14 protein-coding genes are annotated in these 15,175 nt (G+C 66.7%); 4 read left to right on the forward strand and 10 right to left on the reverse strand.

Translation table 11 applies throughout. The annotated features are described in order from the left end of the window. Positions 1-3: 3 nt before the first annotated feature. Together KAJ83_RS12365 and KAJ83_RS12370 are read right to left on the reverse strand one after the other, a co-directional pair. Positions 4-1,050: a proline racemase family protein gene (locus tag KAJ83_RS12365; RefSeq protein ID WP_210682379.1), complete on the reverse strand. Its 1,047-nt coding sequence runs from the start codon at positions 1,048-1,050 to the stop codon at positions 4-6. Next, the gene (locus KAJ83_RS12370) at positions 1,040-2,224 is read right to left on the reverse strand and encodes an alcohol dehydrogenase catalytic domain-containing protein (RefSeq protein ID WP_210682380.1); all 1,185 of its coding nucleotides are present in this window, start codon (positions 2,222-2,224) and stop codon (positions 1,040-1,042) included. Before KAJ83_RS12370 ends, KAJ83_RS12365 begins: the two co-directional genes overlap by 11 nt. A 140-nt stretch (positions 2,225-2,364) precedes the next feature. Here KAJ83_RS12370 and KAJ83_RS12375 point away from each other — a divergent pair, with 140 nt between their 5' ends. The 4 genes from KAJ83_RS12375 (at position 2,365) to KAJ83_RS12390 (ending at position 6,599) form a co-directional block, all read left to right on the forward strand. Continuing rightward, on the forward strand, positions 2,365-4,149 hold the full coding sequence (locus KAJ83_RS12375) for a cation:proton antiporter (RefSeq protein WP_210682381.1): 1,785 nt from the start codon (positions 2,365-2,367) through the stop codon (positions 4,147-4,149). After that, the gene (locus tag KAJ83_RS12380) at positions 4,146-4,739 is read left to right on the forward strand and encodes a GNAT family N-acetyltransferase (RefSeq protein WP_210682382.1); all 594 of its coding nucleotides are present in this window, start codon (positions 4,146-4,148) and stop codon (positions 4,737-4,739) included. The genes KAJ83_RS12375 and KAJ83_RS12380 overlap by 4 nt, the downstream gene beginning before the upstream one ends. Positions 4,740-4,749: 10 nt before the next feature. Continuing rightward, the gene (locus KAJ83_RS12385) at positions 4,750-5,394 is read left to right on the forward strand and encodes a ribonuclease HII (protein ID WP_210682383.1); all 645 of its coding nucleotides are present in this window, start codon (positions 4,750-4,752) and stop codon (positions 5,392-5,394) included. A gap of 170 nt (positions 5,395-5,564) precedes the next feature. Next, positions 5,565-6,599 (forward strand): site-specific DNA-methyltransferase, encoded by a 1,035-nt coding sequence (locus KAJ83_RS12390; protein ID WP_343222000.1) that lies wholly within the window; start codon positions 5,565-5,567, stop codon positions 6,597-6,599. Positions 6,600-6,626: 27 nt separating this feature from the next. Here KAJ83_RS12390 and hisS read toward each other — a convergent pair whose 3' ends face one another. The 8 genes from hisS to KAJ83_RS12430 all read right to left on the reverse strand — a co-directional run bounded on the left by hisS (position 6,627) and on the right by KAJ83_RS12430 (position 15,167). Further along, positions 6,627-7,943 carry a histidine--tRNA ligase gene (gene hisS, locus KAJ83_RS12395; protein WP_210682385.1) on the reverse strand — a complete coding sequence of 439 codons (1,317 nt, stop codon included), beginning with the start codon at positions 7,941-7,943 and terminating at the stop codon, positions 6,627-6,629. Between the two features lie 107 nt (positions 7,944-8,050). Continuing rightward, positions 8,051-8,749, reverse strand: coding sequence for a ribose-5-phosphate isomerase RpiA (gene rpiA / locus KAJ83_RS12400; RefSeq protein WP_210682386.1), 699 nt, complete (start codon positions 8,747-8,749; stop codon positions 8,051-8,053). 45 nt (positions 8,750-8,794) lie between these two features. Then, a complete protein-coding gene (gene ribB / locus KAJ83_RS12405) occupies positions 8,795-9,910 on the reverse strand; it encodes a 3,4-dihydroxy-2-butanone-4-phosphate synthase (RefSeq protein ID WP_210682387.1) in 1,116 nt (371 codons plus the stop codon). A 96-nt stretch (positions 9,911-10,006) separates the two neighbouring features. Further along, positions 10,007-10,879: a DMT family transporter gene (locus tag KAJ83_RS12410; protein WP_210682388.1), complete on the reverse strand. Its 873-nt coding sequence runs from the start codon at positions 10,877-10,879 to the stop codon at positions 10,007-10,009. Between the two features lie 11 nt (positions 10,880-10,890). Then, positions 10,891-12,222: an NAD(P)/FAD-dependent oxidoreductase gene (locus KAJ83_RS12415; protein WP_210682389.1), complete on the reverse strand. Its 1,332-nt coding sequence runs from the start codon at positions 12,220-12,222 to the stop codon at positions 10,891-10,893. 37 nt (positions 12,223-12,259) lie between these two features. Further along, positions 12,260-13,081, reverse strand: a complete 822-nt coding sequence (locus KAJ83_RS12420) for an ABC transporter permease subunit (RefSeq protein ID WP_210682390.1) — start codon at positions 13,079-13,081, stop codon at positions 12,260-12,262. Then, positions 13,078-14,010, reverse strand: coding sequence for an ABC transporter permease subunit (locus KAJ83_RS12425; protein WP_210682391.1), 933 nt, complete (start codon positions 14,008-14,010; stop codon positions 13,078-13,080). Before KAJ83_RS12425 ends, KAJ83_RS12420 begins: the two co-directional genes overlap by 4 nt. Further along, positions 14,007-15,167, reverse strand: a complete 1,161-nt coding sequence (locus tag KAJ83_RS12430; RefSeq protein ID WP_210682392.1) for an ABC transporter ATP-binding protein — start codon at positions 15,165-15,167, stop codon at positions 14,007-14,009. The genes KAJ83_RS12425 and KAJ83_RS12430 overlap by 4 nt, the downstream gene beginning before the upstream one ends. Positions 15,168-15,175 lie beyond the last annotated feature (8 nt).

Here is a 15,175-nt window from a genome sequence, read left to right on the forward strand (position 1 = left end):
CTCTCACCCCCGCGCCAACAGGGGCCGCATATCCGCGAAGGGCGCCAGCAACGGATTGTCGAAATCGACATGGAAGTCGTTGGTCGCCAGCACGCGCGGGGCGGCGGCGACACTGACGCCCAGCATCGGGTGCCCGCCCCGCGACACGGGGCCGAGGCCGGTTCCGACGAAGATATGTCCCGGTGGGGAGCGATAGGTCAGCACCGCGTCGTCGGCCAGCCGCCCGCGCGACACCTCCACGGCCATGCGCGCGGCCACGCCCGTCCCGGTCGGACAGTTGAAGACGGTCGACGGATAGCCGTAGGTGGCCCCGCGCGCGGCCATGCCGCCCTGCCCGTTCGCTTCCAGCGGCCCCATGAAATGGACGAAGCCGACGGTATCGATCGGCCCGATTTCCGGATGCGCCCGGGCGAAGGAGGGGCGAATCGCCTCGATCAAGGCCGCCCCCACCTGCTTCATGCGGGGCAGATGCTCCGGCGCGATCTCGATGCCCAGCGGCCCGGCCTCCACCGCCAGGAAGCAGGCGCCGCTCCACACCAGGGCATAGGGCACGGTGCCGATCCCCGACAGGTCGGCGCTCAACCCATCCTCGATGACATAGGAATCGTCGCCGCGCACGGCGACCTCGGCAAGGCGTCCCGCCTCCGCGCGATAGCGCGCGGCGATCGGGCCGCTCGGCGCTTCCAGTGTCACCGACGACCAGTCCCGGCCGAGCGGGATGCGCCCATATTCCACCAGGGCGGCGACCACGGCCATGGTGTTGGAGCCGGAATAATGCGGATAGCCCATGCACTCCATGATGATATAGCCGCTCGCCGCACCCGGCAGGGCGGAGGGGAACAGCAAATCCGCGCACATATCCTGATTGCCGTAGGGATAATTCAGCATCAGCCCGCGCAGCCCGTCATGCCCGCCCATGATCAGGCCGCGCAGGGCGCGCGCGTCGATTCCCGGCGGCACGGCGATGCCGTCCAGGATGATGCGGTGGATATCGCCGCCGACCTCGATATCGGCGAGACGGATCGTGGGCAGATCGAGATCAGAGGGCATGGGCTTGGCCGACGGCCTCCCACTTCGCGTCCGGCACGATCACCAGATTGCCGATATGGGACTTGCGGCGGAAGGCCTCCTGCGCCTCGTGCAGGCGGGAAAGCGGGAAGGCGCCGCCCAGGACCGGCGCGATGCGCCCAGCCTCGATATGGCCGACGATGCGCGCGAAATCCCGCGGCTGCCCCTGGGAGGAACCGTGGATATTGAGGAACGCCATATAGACCGTGTGCAGATTGATGCGCGGCGTATAGCCCGCGATGGTCCCGGCGGTGATGTAATGTCCGTCCGGTTTCAGGCAACGCAGAAGGCTGTGGAACATCGTGCCGCCGACCTGATCGACCACCGCGTCGACGCGATAGGAGCCGCCCGCCGCCTCCGCCACGACATCGACGAACCGCCGGCCGTCGAACCGGCCGTCCGCATCCTCGAAATCCTGGCGGGCGACGCAGGCCTCCGCGCCCAGCGCCAATAACGCCTCCTCCTTCGAGCGGCTGGTGACCGCGATGGGCAGCGCGCCACGCGCGCGGACGAGTTGCACGGCGGCGGAACCGACCCCGCCGCTGGCGCCCGTGACCAGTACATACTGACCGGCGCGGACATCGACCCGCGCCAGCATATGCTCCGCCGTGAGCGTGGAGCAGCCGAAGGTCGCGAGCGCCGCGTCCTCGATCTCCCGGCCGATCGCATGCGCGTTCTCCGCCGGCACGGCCACATACTCTGCATAGCCGCCGTCCCGCCCATGCCCGATATAATCGACGTTCCACAGGTCCATCGCGGGCCGCCCCTCGGCGTCGCGGCCGTGATAGAGGCTGAAATCGACCAGCACCCGCTCCCCCATCCGCGCGGCCGCGACGCCATCGCCGACCGCCACGATCCGGCCGACGGTATCCGCGCCCTGGATGCGTGGGAAGGTCAGGCTGGTGGTGCCGTCGGCCGCGGCGATGGAGGCGGCGGCGCCCTCCTCCTCCGCGCCGGAATTCGGATCGAAATCGACGGCATAGGCCGCCTCTCGCACCTTCAGGTCGGTATTATTCATGCCGCAGGCGCTGACCTCGATCAGCACCTCGCCCGGCGCGGGCGCGGGCACCGGCACATCGGTTCGATATTCCAGCTTCTCCGGCCCACCATGGCCGGTCAGCACCATCGCCTTCATGGTGCTTGGCAGATCCGTCACGCGCTTCCCCCGTCGGTTTCGCCTTCACGCGGCTACTTGCTCTTTCCGGCAGGCTGACACCTCGCCCGGGGCGTCGCAACCGCATTCCCCGGCATGCGGCCCCTGGCCGGCCGGCGCGCCTATGCTAGTCTCGTCCGATCATGCATGGACCCGATCTGACCGGTATCGCCCTCGTCGCCGTCGCCGCCACGCTCTGCGGCATGGCGATGGTGCGCCTGAAACAACCGCCGATCGTAGGCTATATCCTGGCCGGCGTGATCCTGGGGCCGAGCGCGCTCGGCCTCGTCGAGAACCGCGAGTCGATCCGGCTGCTGGCCGAACTCGGCGTCATCATGCTGCTCTATTTCGTCGGCATGGAACTGTCGCTGCGCGCCTTCCGCCATATCTGGAAGATCGCGCTGATCACCTCCATGGTGCAGATCCTGGCGAGCGTCGGGGCCGTCTACGGCATCGCGCAGGTCTTCGATTGGCCGTTCGAATGGGCGCTGCTTTTCGGGTTCTGCCTGGCGCTCAGTTCCACCGCCGTCGCGATCAACGTCCTGGAAGGTGCCGGGGAGTTGCGCACGACCGTCGGCAAGGTCGCGGTCGGCGTGCTGATCGCCCAGGATCTGGCGGTCGCCCCGATGCTGGTCGTGACCTCAAACCTCTCCGGCGAGGGCGGGCTCAACCCCAAGGTCATCGTGGAGGTCGCGCTCTCGATCGGGCTGCTGCTTCTCTTCATCCTGGTTCTGACGCGGCGGACCAAGGTGAACCTGCCCTTCCACCGGCTGACCATGGACAATCCGGCGCTGACGCCGCTGGCGGCGCTGACATGGTGTTTCGCCTTCGCGACGGTGGCGGGGTTGATCGGGCTGTCGCCGGCCTTCGGCGCGTTCCTGGCCGGCCTCGTCGTCGGCAACAGCGCGCAACGCCAGACCGTGCACGAGAATGCGGTGCCGGTGCAGGCCGTGCTGATGATGATCTTCTTCCTCTCGGTCGGGCTGCTGATCGACCTGCCCTTCGTGTGGGAGAATTTCTGGCTGCTGATCGGGCTCTGGGCCTTCGTGACGCTGTTCAAGACGGCGCTGAACACGGCGCTGCTGCGCCTGCAGGGTCAGACTTGGCAGACCTCCTTCCAGGTCTCGCTCGTGATCGGGCAGCTTGGGGAATTCTCCTTCCTGCTGGGCGCGGCGGGGCTGTCCGCGGCGGTGATCGATTCGGAGGTATACCGGCTGATCGTCGCGCTCACCGTCATCTCGCTGATGACCAGCCCCATCTATACCGACCTGACGCACAGGCTGGGGCACCGCGCGGCGCGGAACATCGAATCGCTCGGCGGGTTGCTGCGTTTCGCCTATGTCCGCGAATGGCAATTGACCAAGCGCCTGTCGCGCACGGTCTACGCGCTGGGCTTCCGGTACGCCACCGCCATGCATCTGCGCGTCGAGAAGGAGCGCGCCCGTCAACGCGCCCGCAGAACCGCCGGCCAGCGATTGAGCCCCGACGGCAGCGCCCCCGCCGAGGGCGCGGAGACGGACGCGCTGTTCGATCCGCGCGCGCTTTCGCCCGTGCGCGCCGACGCGCCCAAGCCCGGCCCCCGCCGCGCCCGGGCCCGCGCCCATATAGACGCCGCGCGCGAGGCGGCGGAGCGCGCCGTCTCCGAGCGCAAGGCCGGCACGAAGAAAGCCGTTCCCCCAAAAAGCACCGCCAAAAAGACCGCGGCTAAAAAAGGGGCGTCCCGAAAGACGGAGGCGAAATCAACGGTTGGCAAGGCAGCCGGAAAGAAACAGCCCGCCAAGAAGGCCAGCCCGACTAAAGGGGCGGCGAAAAAGGCGGCGCCGAAAAAAACGATGGCGAAAAAAGCACCGGGCGGCAAGACCGGCCGTCCATCCGACACCGCCACCAAGAGGGAGGCGAACAATTCGGGCGAAGGCGGCACCTCGTGACGGAGGGTGCCCCCGAACTCGTCCTGGAAACAGCACGCCTACGGCTCCGTCCGCTGACGGTGGCGGACCTCGATCTCTGCATCGCGCTCGGCACCGATCCGGCGGTGATGCGCTTCATCGGCCCTGTGGAAACGGCCGAGACCATCACGGCCCAGATGAGCGATCTGACCCGGCGCTGCGCGCAGGGACGCATCGGCATTTGGGTCATCCTCGACCGGTCGCGGGGCGAGAAGCTCGGCACCGTCTTCCTCCTGCCGCTCCCGGTCGAGGAGAAGGACACCCCCTTCGGGAAGATCGAAGGCGATGACCTGCCGGAGGGCGAGATCGAGATCGGTTACTGGATCAAGCCCGCCGCCTGGGGCCGGGGCATCGCCACGGAGGCCTGCGCGCGCCTGCTGCGTTTCGCCTTCGAGGCGACGGCGCTCGACGAGGTCGCGGCGGTCATCGACCCGGACAACGCGGCCTCGCGTCGCGTGCTTCTGAAGGCGGGAATGCGGGAGACCGGGATACGGCGCGCCTTCGCCCAGGATTGTCCGGGCTTCCGCATGGCCCGCGCGGAATGGGTGGCGCGCGAGGCCGGGGACGCGTAGAAAACGCGCCATGCCGGATCTGAGCGAGGAAGAGATTCTGCGGCGCGACCTAGCCTTGCCGGCCGATGCGCCGATCGCGGGCGTGGACGAGGCCGGGCGCGGCCCGTGCGCGGGCCCCGTCGTGGCCGCCGCCGCCATCCTTCCCCCGACGGGCCTGCCGGCCGATCTGGCGGCCTTGATCGACGATAGCAAGAAGCTGAGCGCGAAACGACGCGCGTATCTGTTCGAGGCGCTGACGACCCCCGGCACGCTTCTCGCCTTCGCCGTGGCGGAGGCGAGCGTCGAGGAAATCGACCGGATCAACATCCTGCAAGCCGCGATGCTCGCCATGCGCCGGGCGGTCGACGCCCTGCCCGTCCCACCGGCCGCCGCGTTGATCGACGGTAACCGCGATCCGGGGCCGAGCGTGCCGTCACGGCCGCTGGTGAAGGGCGATTCCCGGTCGCTCTCCGTCGCGGCCGCCTCGATCCTCGCTAAGGTGACGCGGGACGGGCTCATGGCGGACCTCGCCCTTGCCCATCCGGGCTATGGGTGGGAGACTAACCAAGGGTACGGGTCCAAGGCACACTTGGCGGCCCTGCGCGTGCAAGGGGTCACGATCCACCATCGGCGCAGCTTCGCGCCGGTGCGCGCGGCGCTAGATATTGAGTCCTGACGCCCAGGCGAGACTCTAGATATTGTAAAATTTTAATAAATCCAAATAGTTATTGACCCAAGACTCGTCGCGAATCATGATTCGCCTTGTCGCCCTGGCAAGTCGAATCGAGAGTCCCGATGAAAAGCATCCCGGAAAACCAAATAATCCGTGCCGATAGCATAGAGTTCATGCGCTCCATGCCGGAAGAATCCGTGGACATGGTCTTCGCGGACCCGCCCTATAATCTTCAATTGGCGGGGGAGCTTTATCGGCCGAACAACAGCCGGGTGGCCGGCGTCGACGACGCCTGGGACCAGTTCGACGATTTCGACGCCTATGACCGACTGACGCGGGACTGGCTGGCGGCCGCGCGGCGGGTTTTGAAGCCGAACGGCACGCTCTGGGTCATCGGCAGCTATCACAACATCTTCCGGGTCGGCACCGCGTTGCAGAATATCGGCTTCTGGATCCTGAACGACGTGGTGTGGGTGAAATCGAACCCGATGCCCAATTTCAAGGGCCGGCGCTTCACCAACGCGCACGAAACCCTGATCTGGTGCGCCAAGAGCCAGAAGTCGAAATACACCTTCAATTACGAAGCCATGAAGGCGCTGAACGACGACCTTCAGATGCGCAGCGACTGGACCCTGCCGCTATGCACGGGCGAGGAGCGCATCAAGGGCGCGGACGGCAAGAAGGCGCACCCGACGCAAAAGCCGGAATCGCTGCTCTATCGCACCATCGTCGCGGCCACCGATCCGGGCGACCTGATCCTCGATCCTTTCAGCGGCAGCGGCACGACCTCCGCCGTCGCGAAGAAGCTGGGCCGGCGCTATATCGGTATCGACCAGGATGCGGGCTATGTGAAGCTCGCCCGCAAGCGGCTCGCCGAGATCCCGGAGGCGAGCGACGCCGAGGCGATCCAGCATACCCGCCCGAAGCGCAAGGAACCGCGCGTGCCCTTCGGCACCTTGGTGGAGAACGGCCTCCTGGCCCCCGGTACCATGCTGACCAGCCCCTGCCGCCGTCATACCGCGAAGGTCCGCGCCGACGGCACCATCATCTCCGCCGACCACAAGGGCTCCATCCACCAGGTGGGCGCCGCCGTCCAGGGCGCGCCGAGCTGCAACGGCTGGACCTATTGGCAGGTGGCGAGCGACGCGCGCAAGGCCGTCCCCCTCGACGTGCTGCGTCAGAAGTTCCGGACGGAGGCAGCGCTTTAGGGGGGTAGGGGGTATTCCCTTAAAGCGTCAGCCCTCCGGGAGCCAGCTTTCAGGATCGGCATCCGCCTGCGCACCGGTGGCCAGCGTCTTCACCTCATGCTTGCCCTCCGCGCCGACGGCGGGGAACCAGACATGGGGAATCCCCTTGTTGCTGGCATAGGCAAGCTGCTGCTTGAGCTTGCGCGGCTCGTGGAACAGCTCCGTCTTGATGCCCCGCGCGCGTAGCGTCCGGGCAACGCCGTTCACGGCCTCGTAGGACGCATCCGGCAGATAGCAGACCATCACCTGGGTCGGCGTCTTGCGGGTGGGCGCGATGCGTCCCTCGCGCACCAGCTTCGAGAAGATGCGGGTCAGGCCGATCGAAATGCCGATCCCCGGCAGATGCTTGTTCAGCATGGAGCCGACGAGGTTCTCGTACCGTCCGCCGCCGCAGATCGTCGGGAAGGACGGATCGTCGGCGAACTTCACCTCATAAACCGTGCCGGTATAGTAGGCGAGACCGCGCGCGACGGAGAGGTCGGCGACGAAGGCGCCTTCCGGATAGGATTCCAGCGCCTTCATGACGAAGTGCAGTTCATCCAGGCCCTGTTCCAGCAAGTCGCCGGTGATGCCCAGTGCGCGCACACGCTCCACCACATCGGCCTTGGTGCCGGTCACCCGGGCGAGGTCGAGAACCTTGCCGATCGTGGCACCGTCCAGCGACAGCTCGTCCGTCAGCATCTTGGAGACGCCGTCCGGGCCGATCTTGTCCTGCTTATCGACGATGCGAATGACCTCGTGCGGCTGCTCGACGCCGAGCGCGCGATAGAACCCCTCCAACACCTTGCGATTGTTGATCCGGGTGACGGTCGGGCCGACATCCAGCGCCTGCATCACCTCATAGACGATCGCCGGCATCTCCGCGTCGAAATGCAGCGGGATGTCGCGCGTATCCACCACGTCGATATCGCACTGGGTGAACTCGCGGAAGCGGCCTTCCTGCGGCCGTTCCCCCCGCCAAGCGCGCTGAATCTGATAGCGCTTGAAGGGAAAAGTCAGGTCGTTGAGATTGGCCGCGACATAGCGCGCCATCGGCACCGTCAGGTCGTAATGCAGCGCGTAATCGGCCTCCGACGCGCTCGCCTCCTCCTCCATCAGGCGGCGAAGGGCATAGATTTCCTTGTCGGTATCGCCCTGTTTCAGCAGCACCTCGACCGGCTCGACCGACCGGGTCTCGATCGGCGCGAAGCCATAGCTCTCGAACACGCCCCGGATACGGTCGATCCAGGCCTGCTCCACCATCCGGACCTCGGGCAGCCATTCGGGGAAGCCGCTGATCGGCTTCAGCTTCTGTTTCTCGATCATATCGTTCGCTCGTTCACATGCGCGCGCGGAAGGCGGGGCGTTCACGGGCCGTGATAGCCGCGCGCCCCCCGGGGATCAAGCGAATGGACGGGCGGGAAAGGCCCCCGTCACCCCCACCAGACGTCCGTCTGCCCGTCGACCGTCACCACGACCCCGTCTCGCAAGGCGATCAGGCTGTCCGCCATGCCGACGAAGAGACCGCATTCCACGACCCCGGGGATCGCGCCCAGGGCCGCCTCCAGCGCGGCCGGATCGTCGATCCGGCCGAAGCGGCAGTCATAGATGAAATTGCCGCTGTCGGTGACGAACGGCTCTCCGCCCTTTTCCCGGCGCGCGAGATCGGGGCAATGCGCGGCCAGCTTCTCCGCCGTCGCCTGATGGCCGAAGCGCACCACCTCCACCGGCAGGGGGAAGGTACCGAGCGCGCCCACCAGCTTAGAGGAATCGGCGATATAGAGGCGGCGCGACGCCGCGCTCGCCACGATCTTCTCCCACAGGAGGGCGCCGCCCCCGCCCTTGATCATCGAAAGATCGGGCGCCACCTCGTCCGCCCCGTCGATGCAGAGATCGAGATGCGTCGTCACCGTCCAGTCGATCAGGGGAATGTCGAAACGATGGGCCAGATCGATCGAGGCCTCGGAGGTCGGCAGCGCGCGCACGGAGAGCCCTTCCGCGATCCGCCGTCCCAGCGACTCGGCGAACCGTTCGACCGTGCTGCCGGTGCCGAGCCCGATGGTCATGCCGTCCTCGACATGGCCGGCCGCGGCCTCGCCGACCAACTGTTTCTGGCGATCCTGCTCGCTCATCGCGGCGCCTCCCCTCACGCCATCCCCATCGCGCACGGTGGTCCGTCAGGCGTCTTCCGGATAGATCGCGGTCTCCGTGATCTCGATATCGAAGCCGCTGAGACCGATATATTGCCGCTCCCGGCTCGCCAGTACACGGATTTTCCGGATGCCGAGGTCGAGCAGGATCTGCGCGCCAAGGCCGACATCGCGCCAATGCTCGCGCCGGGCGGCATCGCTCTCGGCCCCCTCGCCGTTCTCGGCCGCCTCGGCCCGTCGGCTTTCGCTCACCCCGGCCGCGCCGTGACGCAGATAGACGAGGACACCGCCGCCCTCCTCCCGGATGCGTTCCAGCGCGGTCATGACGGGGCGGTCGGCCGGACCGAAGGCATCGCGCAGGACATTCTCGACCTGCAGGCGGACCAGGACGTCGTCCTTGCCCTCCACCTCGCCATAGACCAGGGCGACATGCTCCGCCTGATCGTAACGGGTGGTATAGGTGATGGCGCGCACCGGGCCGATCGCGGTATCGGTCATGCGGTCGTCGATCCGCTCCACCAGCCGCTCGCGCTTCTGGCGATAGGCGATCAGATCGTCGATCGAGACCAGCGCCAGATCGTGCTCCACCGCGAAGCTCTGCAGATCCCCGCCCTTCTTGACCGACCCGTCGTCATTGACGAGTTCGCAGATCAATCCCACCGGCGCGCAGCCGGCGAGCCGCGCGAGATCGACCGCCGCCTCCGTATGGCCGGTGCGGATCAGGACACCGCCATCCTTCGCCACCAACGGAAAGATATGGCCGGGTCGCACGAAATCTCCCGATCCGCTGTTCGGATTGGCGAGCGCGCGCACGGTGTTGCAGCGTTCCTCCGCCGAGATGCCGGTGGTCAGCCCGTGCCGGAAATCGACCGAGACGGTGAAGGCCGTGGCGAGCGGCGCGTCGTTCTCCGCCACCATGGGGGAGAGGTTGAGGCGCTTCGCCTCCCGCCCCTCCAGCGGCGCGCAGAGAATGCCGCTGGTATGGCGGACGATGAAGGCGACGGATTCGGGCGTCGCCTTCTCCGCCGCCATGATCAGATCGCCCTCGTTCTCCCGGTCCTCGTCATCCACCACCACGACCGGCTTGCCGGCGGCGATATCGGCCACGGCCTTCTCGATCGGATCCAATTTCAACGTCGCCATCACTCGTCCTATCGGTTCTTGCGCCCGGTGATATACGGGCCATGCCGGGCTTTGACCAGACCGGCGCGGCGCGGCACGCCGAGGAAGGGGCGATGCCTAAGGCGGTGGCGGGATGGGCCGCTTCCGCTCCACCAGGATGAAGCCGACGCCGGCGATGATGACGGCGCCGCCCAGCAGGACCTCGGCCGATGCGCGCTCCCCCAGCAGCAAGATCCCACCCGCCAGCGTCGCCACGGGGATGAGCAGAAGGAACGGCCCCACCTGACTGACCGGATAGCGTCCCAGCAAGTGATACCAGAGCCCGTATCCCAGCGCGGTCATCACCAGCCCCAGATAGACGACCGTGCCCCAGATGCGCCAATCCGCGGCCAGGACCGCCTCGATCTGGTCACGCTCCAGCGCCCAGGAGGTGAGGAAGAGTTGCGGCGCCGCGAAGGCCGATACCCAGGCGACCAACGTGAAGCCGCCGACCTCCCCCAGCTTGCGGACTAGGATCTGACCGAAGGACCAGATGACGAGCCCCAGGATGAAGAGCGCCAGCCATTGCCAGGCCGCCTGAAGCTTCGCGTCGCCGGTCATCAGGACGACACCGGCGAAGCTGACGGCGATACCGATCTGCTTGCGCAGGCTCGGCCTGTCGCCAAGCACGAGCCAGCCCATCAACACCAGCAACGGCGTCTCCAACTGCACCACCAGCCCGGCCGTCGAGGCGTCGAGATAGCGAAGCGCCGTGAAGGTCATCGAATATTGGATCGTCGCCGAGACGAGCGCGATCACGAAAATCTGTCCGAACAGGTGAACCGGCGCGCGCACGAACCAGACGAGCGCCAGGGCCGTCACCGTGAAGCGCAACGCGATCAGCAGGATCGGGGGAAAATGCGCGATCGCCCCCTTCGCGAAGACGAACCCCAACCCCCAGATCATCGGGACCGACAACGCGATCAGGAAATCGAGCGGCCGCAAGGCCATGCTCGCGCGCCCTATAGGCCGCCATCCATGGTCAGTTTCGTGCCGTCATGGAAGCGGGAGAAGCGGAAGGGTTCGGGGTCGACGATCGGCGCGTCGCCGGCCAGGAGGTCGGCCGCGAGCCGACCCGCCCCCGGCCCGATGCCGAAACCGTGCCCGGAGAAGCCGGTCGCGATATGGAGCCCCGGCAACGCGTCCACCGGCCCGATCGCGGGCACGGCATCGGGCGTCACATCGATCATGCCGGCCCAGCGTTGCGCGACCGTCAGGTCGGAGAGCTTCGGAAAGGCGCGCTTCACCGCCTCGAATGCGTGGTCGAGCACCTTCCGGTCGGGTTCCGGGTCCAGGGTCCGGCAGGCCTCGAACGGCCCCGGTTCCGTCATGGACCAGTCCGCGCGCTGGAACAGCGCCTCCAGGAACGGCCGGCCGAGACGCAGGCGCATCTCCTTGCGCTCCGCCATGAAGGCGGGCCAGAAAAGACGCATATGGCGGATCGCATCGGGGACGATGTCGAAGGTGACGCCGCCGCCCAGCGCGATGCTGTAGCCGCCGTCCTCCCGCCGCCGCAGGCTGAAATCCGGCGCGCCGAGGCCGCCCGGCGTCACCTCCGCCGCCGGGTCCGTGCGCTGGGCGGAGGCGCGCACGCAAAGCTGCGGCATGGAGAGGCCGTGGCGCTTCAGGAACAGGTTCGACCAGGCGCCACCCGCCAGCAGGACGAGGCGGGCGCGGATCGACCCGCGTTCCGTCACCACGGCGGAAACGGCGCCCGCCTCCGTCTCCAACCCGCGCACGGCGCAGCCGGTCAGGATCGCGGCGCCCTTGGCGCGCGCCGCCTCCGCGATCGCCGGGGTGGCTTGCGACGGCTCGGCGCGCCCGTCGCTCGGCGTCTCGATACCGCCGATCCAGCCGGCGCGCGCATCGGGCAGGCGCGCGGCGATCTCCGCGCGGGAAAGCAGGCGGGTGTCGATCTGGTGCTGACGCGCCTGATCGACCCAGCCCTCCCATTCGGCCATGCGCTTGGGATCGTCCGTCACCCAGATCACGCCGGTGCGCCGAAAGCCGGGATCGCGGCCCGTGCGCTCGGCGAGGTCGCCCCATGCGGCGAGGCTGTGCTTGATCAGCGGAATCTCGCGCCGGTCCCGCCCCTGTTGGCGGCACCATCCCCAGTTGCGGCTCGATTGCTCGCCGCCGACGGTTCCCTTTTCGACCAGCGCGACCTTCAGCCCCTTCTCCGCGAGATCGAGCGCGGCCGCGGCGCCGACGATACCCGCGCCGATGACGACGGCATCGACATGATCGGGAAGACCCGGGTCGCTGGCGACCGGATCGACGGGTGGGGATGTCATGGAAATTCGCTCTTCTCGATCTTGTTCGGTTATCGCTCTAGTCCGCGCGGTCGGCCATCTGGGCGTCGGCGAGACGTTGCGCCTCCTGACGTTGGAAGATCAACGCGGCCACCACGATGCACAGCGTCACCAGCAACACGATCAACGTGCCCAGCGCATTGATTTCCGGACTGACGCCGAGCCGGACCTTGGAGAACACCACCATCGGCAGGGTGGTCGATCCCGGGCCGGCCACGAAGCTGGCGATCACCAGATCGTCGAGCGAGAGCGTGAAGGCCAGCAGCCAGGCCGCGACCAGCGCCGGCGCCAGCATCGGAATGGTGATCAACAGGAAGGTCTTGGCCGGCCGCGCGCCGAGGTCCATCGCCGCCTCCTCCAAGGATTGATCAAGGGAGGAGAGCCGCGCGCGCACGATGACCGCGACGAAGCACATGGAAAAGGTGATATGCGCGATGGTGATGGTGGACATGCCCCGTTGCCAGGCGAGCCCGACGAAGAGCAGCAGCGTCGCCAGCCCGGTGATCACGTCCGGCATGACCAGCGGCGCCGTCATCATGCCGGTGAACAGCGTGCGTCCCTTGAAGGCCCCGAACCGCCCCAACGCATAGGCCCCGAACAGTCCGAGCACCGTGGCGACGCTCGCGTTCATCGCCGCGATCTTGAGGCTCATCCAGGCGGCCGAAAGAATCTGCGGATCGCGCAGCAACTCGCCATACCATTTCGGCGAGAAGCCGGACCAGACGGAAACCAGCTTGCCCTCGTTGAAGGAGAAGATGATCAGGATGACGATCGGTGCGTAGAGGAAGGCGAAGCCGAACAGCAGCATCGCGATCGTGACGGGATGCAGACCCTTCCTCATGACGCGGCCTCGTCCGTCTTGCCCTGGTAATGCTGGAAGATGACGATCGGCACCACCAGGAACAGCAGCATCGCGATCGCCACCGCGGAGGCCACCGGCCAATCGCGGTTATGGAAGAATTCGTTCCACAGAACCCGGCCGATCATCAGCGTATCCGGCCCGCCCAGCAGTTCGGGGATGACGAACTCACCGACCGCCGGGATGAAGACCAGCATCGAGCCCGCGACGATGCCCGGGACGGAGAGCGGCAGCGTCACCGCCAGGAAGGTCTTCCACGGCTTGGCGCCAAGATCGGCGGCCGCCTCCAGCAGGCTCTCGTCCATCTTCGCCAGATTGGCGTAGAGCGGCAGGATCATGAAGGGCAGATAGGAATAGACGATCCCGACATAGACCGAGAAATCATTGTGCAGCATCGGCAGCGGTTGATCGATGATGCCGAGCCCGATCAACAGGTTATTGAGGATGCCGTTGTTCTTGAGGATGCCGATCCAGGCATAGACCCGGATCAGGAACGACGTCCAGAAAGGCAAGATCACCAGCATCAGCAAGGCGTTGCGCCACGTCCCCGGCGCCTTGGCGATGCCATAGGCCATCGGATAGCCGATCAGGAGGCAAGCGATGGTGGAAACCAGCGCGATCTTGATCGAGTTCAGATAGGCGACGACATAAAGGTCGTCGGTGAACAGGAAACTGAAATTATAGAAGGTGCCGGTGAAATCCGGGATCAGCCCATCCGCCCAATCCAGGATCGGCAGATAGGGCGGCATGGCGATCGCCGCCTCCGATATGCTGAGCTTCAGCACGATCACGAAGGGCGCCAGAAAGAAAAGCAGCAGCCAGATATAGGGCGGCAACAGCACGACCGTGCGCTGCGAGAACAGCCGCGCCCTAAGGCGCGCGCCGAGGCCGCCGGCCCCACCCGCGCTCATGACGTCAACACGACGCCGGCATGGCGTCCCCAGCTAAGCCACACGGGCTCCTCCCAGTCGATCGGACGCTCCGCCGTGCGGGTCAGGTTCGGGGTTGTCACCCTTACCAATTTCCCATCGGCGAGCCGCACCTGATAGATCGACAGGCTGCCCTGATAGGCAATCTCGTCGACGATGCCCTGGATCACGTTCTCGCCCTGTGACGGCTTATCGTCCTGCTTGGCGATGGCGATCTTCTCCGGGCGAATCGCGACCGCAACCGATTGGCCCGCGCGCGCGTCGGTTTGCCCCGCATCGACATGGATGTCGATTCCGGCCTCGGGCGCGGTGATGCGCATCCCCTCCGCGCCGGTGCCGGAGACCGTGCCCTCGAACAGATTGACCGACCCGATGAAGTCTGCGACATAGCGGGTTCGGGGATATTCATAGACCTCGCTCGGCGTGCCGAGTTGCTGGATCACGCCCTCGTTCATCACCGCGATGCGGGTGGAAAGCGTCATCGCCTCCTCCTGGTCGTGGGTGACGACGATGAAGGTGACGCCGAGTTCCTCCTGGATGTTCATCAACTCGAACTGCGTCGATTCGCGGAGCTTCTTGTCGAGCGCCGCCAACGGTTCGTCGAGCAACAGAAGCTTCGGCCGCTTGGCCAAAGCCCGGGCCAGCGCCACGCGCTGCCGTTGGCCGCCTGAGAGTTGATGCGGCTTGCGCCGGGCGAACCGGCCGAGTTGGACAAGGCCGAGCATCTGCTCGACCCGTTCCTCGACCTCGCCCTTGCCCATGCCTTCCTGCTTGAGGCCGAAGGCGACATTCTGCGCCACCGTCATATGCGGGAAGAGCGCATAGGACTGGAACATCATGTTGACCGGCCGCTCATAAGGCGGCACGCCCACCATGTCCTGCCCGTCGAGCAGGATGCGCCCCTCCGTCGGTTCCTCCAGCCCCGCCAGCATGCGCAGAAGCGTGGTCTTGCCGCAGCCCGACGCGCCGAGCAGCGAGAACAGCTCCGATCGATAGATGTCGAGGCTGACATTATCGACCGCCACGAATTCGCCGAAGCGCTTGGTGACATTCTGGATCGAGATATAGGGGTCGCCGCCGGGCACCGCCCAGCCGGACGGCTTGTGCGGCCCTGGCCGCTTCTCCGCCGTATCGCTCATTGGCTCAG

This window comes from Marivibrio halodurans, from assembly GCF_017963645.1.
GTDB classification, from domain to species: domain Bacteria; phylum Pseudomonadota; class Alphaproteobacteria; order UBA8366; family Aestuariispiraceae; genus Marivibrio; species Marivibrio halodurans.

Bases quoted from the DNA above. Each gene is read 5' to 3' on its own strand.
- KAJ83_RS12430 (WP_210682392.1), bottom strand. From the start codon at position 15,167: ATGAGCGATACGGCGGAGAAGCGGCCAGGGCCGCACAAGCCGTCCGGC.
- KAJ83_RS12365 (WP_210682379.1), bottom strand. From the start codon at position 1,050: ATGCCCTCTGATCTCGATCTGCCCACGATCCGTCTCGCCGATATCGAG.
- KAJ83_RS12425 (WP_210682391.1), bottom strand. From the start codon at position 14,010: ATGAGCGCGGGTGGGGCCGGCGGCCTCGGCGCGCGCCTTAGGGCGCGG.
- KAJ83_RS12390 (WP_343222000.1), top strand. From the start codon at position 5,565: ATGCGCTCCATGCCGGAAGAATCCGTGGACATGGTCTTCGCGGACCCG.
- rpiA (WP_210682386.1), bottom strand. From the start codon at position 8,749: ATGAGCGAGCAGGATCGCCAGAAACAGTTGGTCGGCGAGGCCGCGGCC.
- KAJ83_RS12410 (WP_210682388.1), bottom strand. From the start codon at position 10,879: ATGGCCTTGCGGCCGCTCGATTTCCTGATCGCGTTGTCGGTCCCGATG.
- hisS (WP_210682385.1), bottom strand. From the start codon at position 7,943: ATGATCGAGAAACAGAAGCTGAAGCCGATCAGCGGCTTCCCCGAATGG.
- KAJ83_RS12375 (WP_210682381.1), top strand. From the start codon at position 2,365: ATGCATGGACCCGATCTGACCGGTATCGCCCTCGTCGCCGTCGCCGCC.
- KAJ83_RS12415 (WP_210682389.1), bottom strand. From the start codon at position 12,222: ATGACATCCCCACCCGTCGATCCGGTCGCCAGCGACCCGGGTCTTCCC.
- KAJ83_RS12420 (WP_210682390.1), bottom strand. From the start codon at position 13,081: ATGAGGAAGGGTCTGCATCCCGTCACGATCGCGATGCTGCTGTTCGGC.
- KAJ83_RS12385 (WP_210682383.1), top strand. From the start codon at position 4,750: ATGCCGGATCTGAGCGAGGAAGAGATTCTGCGGCGCGACCTAGCCTTG.
- ribB (WP_210682387.1), bottom strand. From the start codon at position 9,910: ATGGCGACGTTGAAATTGGATCCGATCGAGAAGGCCGTGGCCGATATC.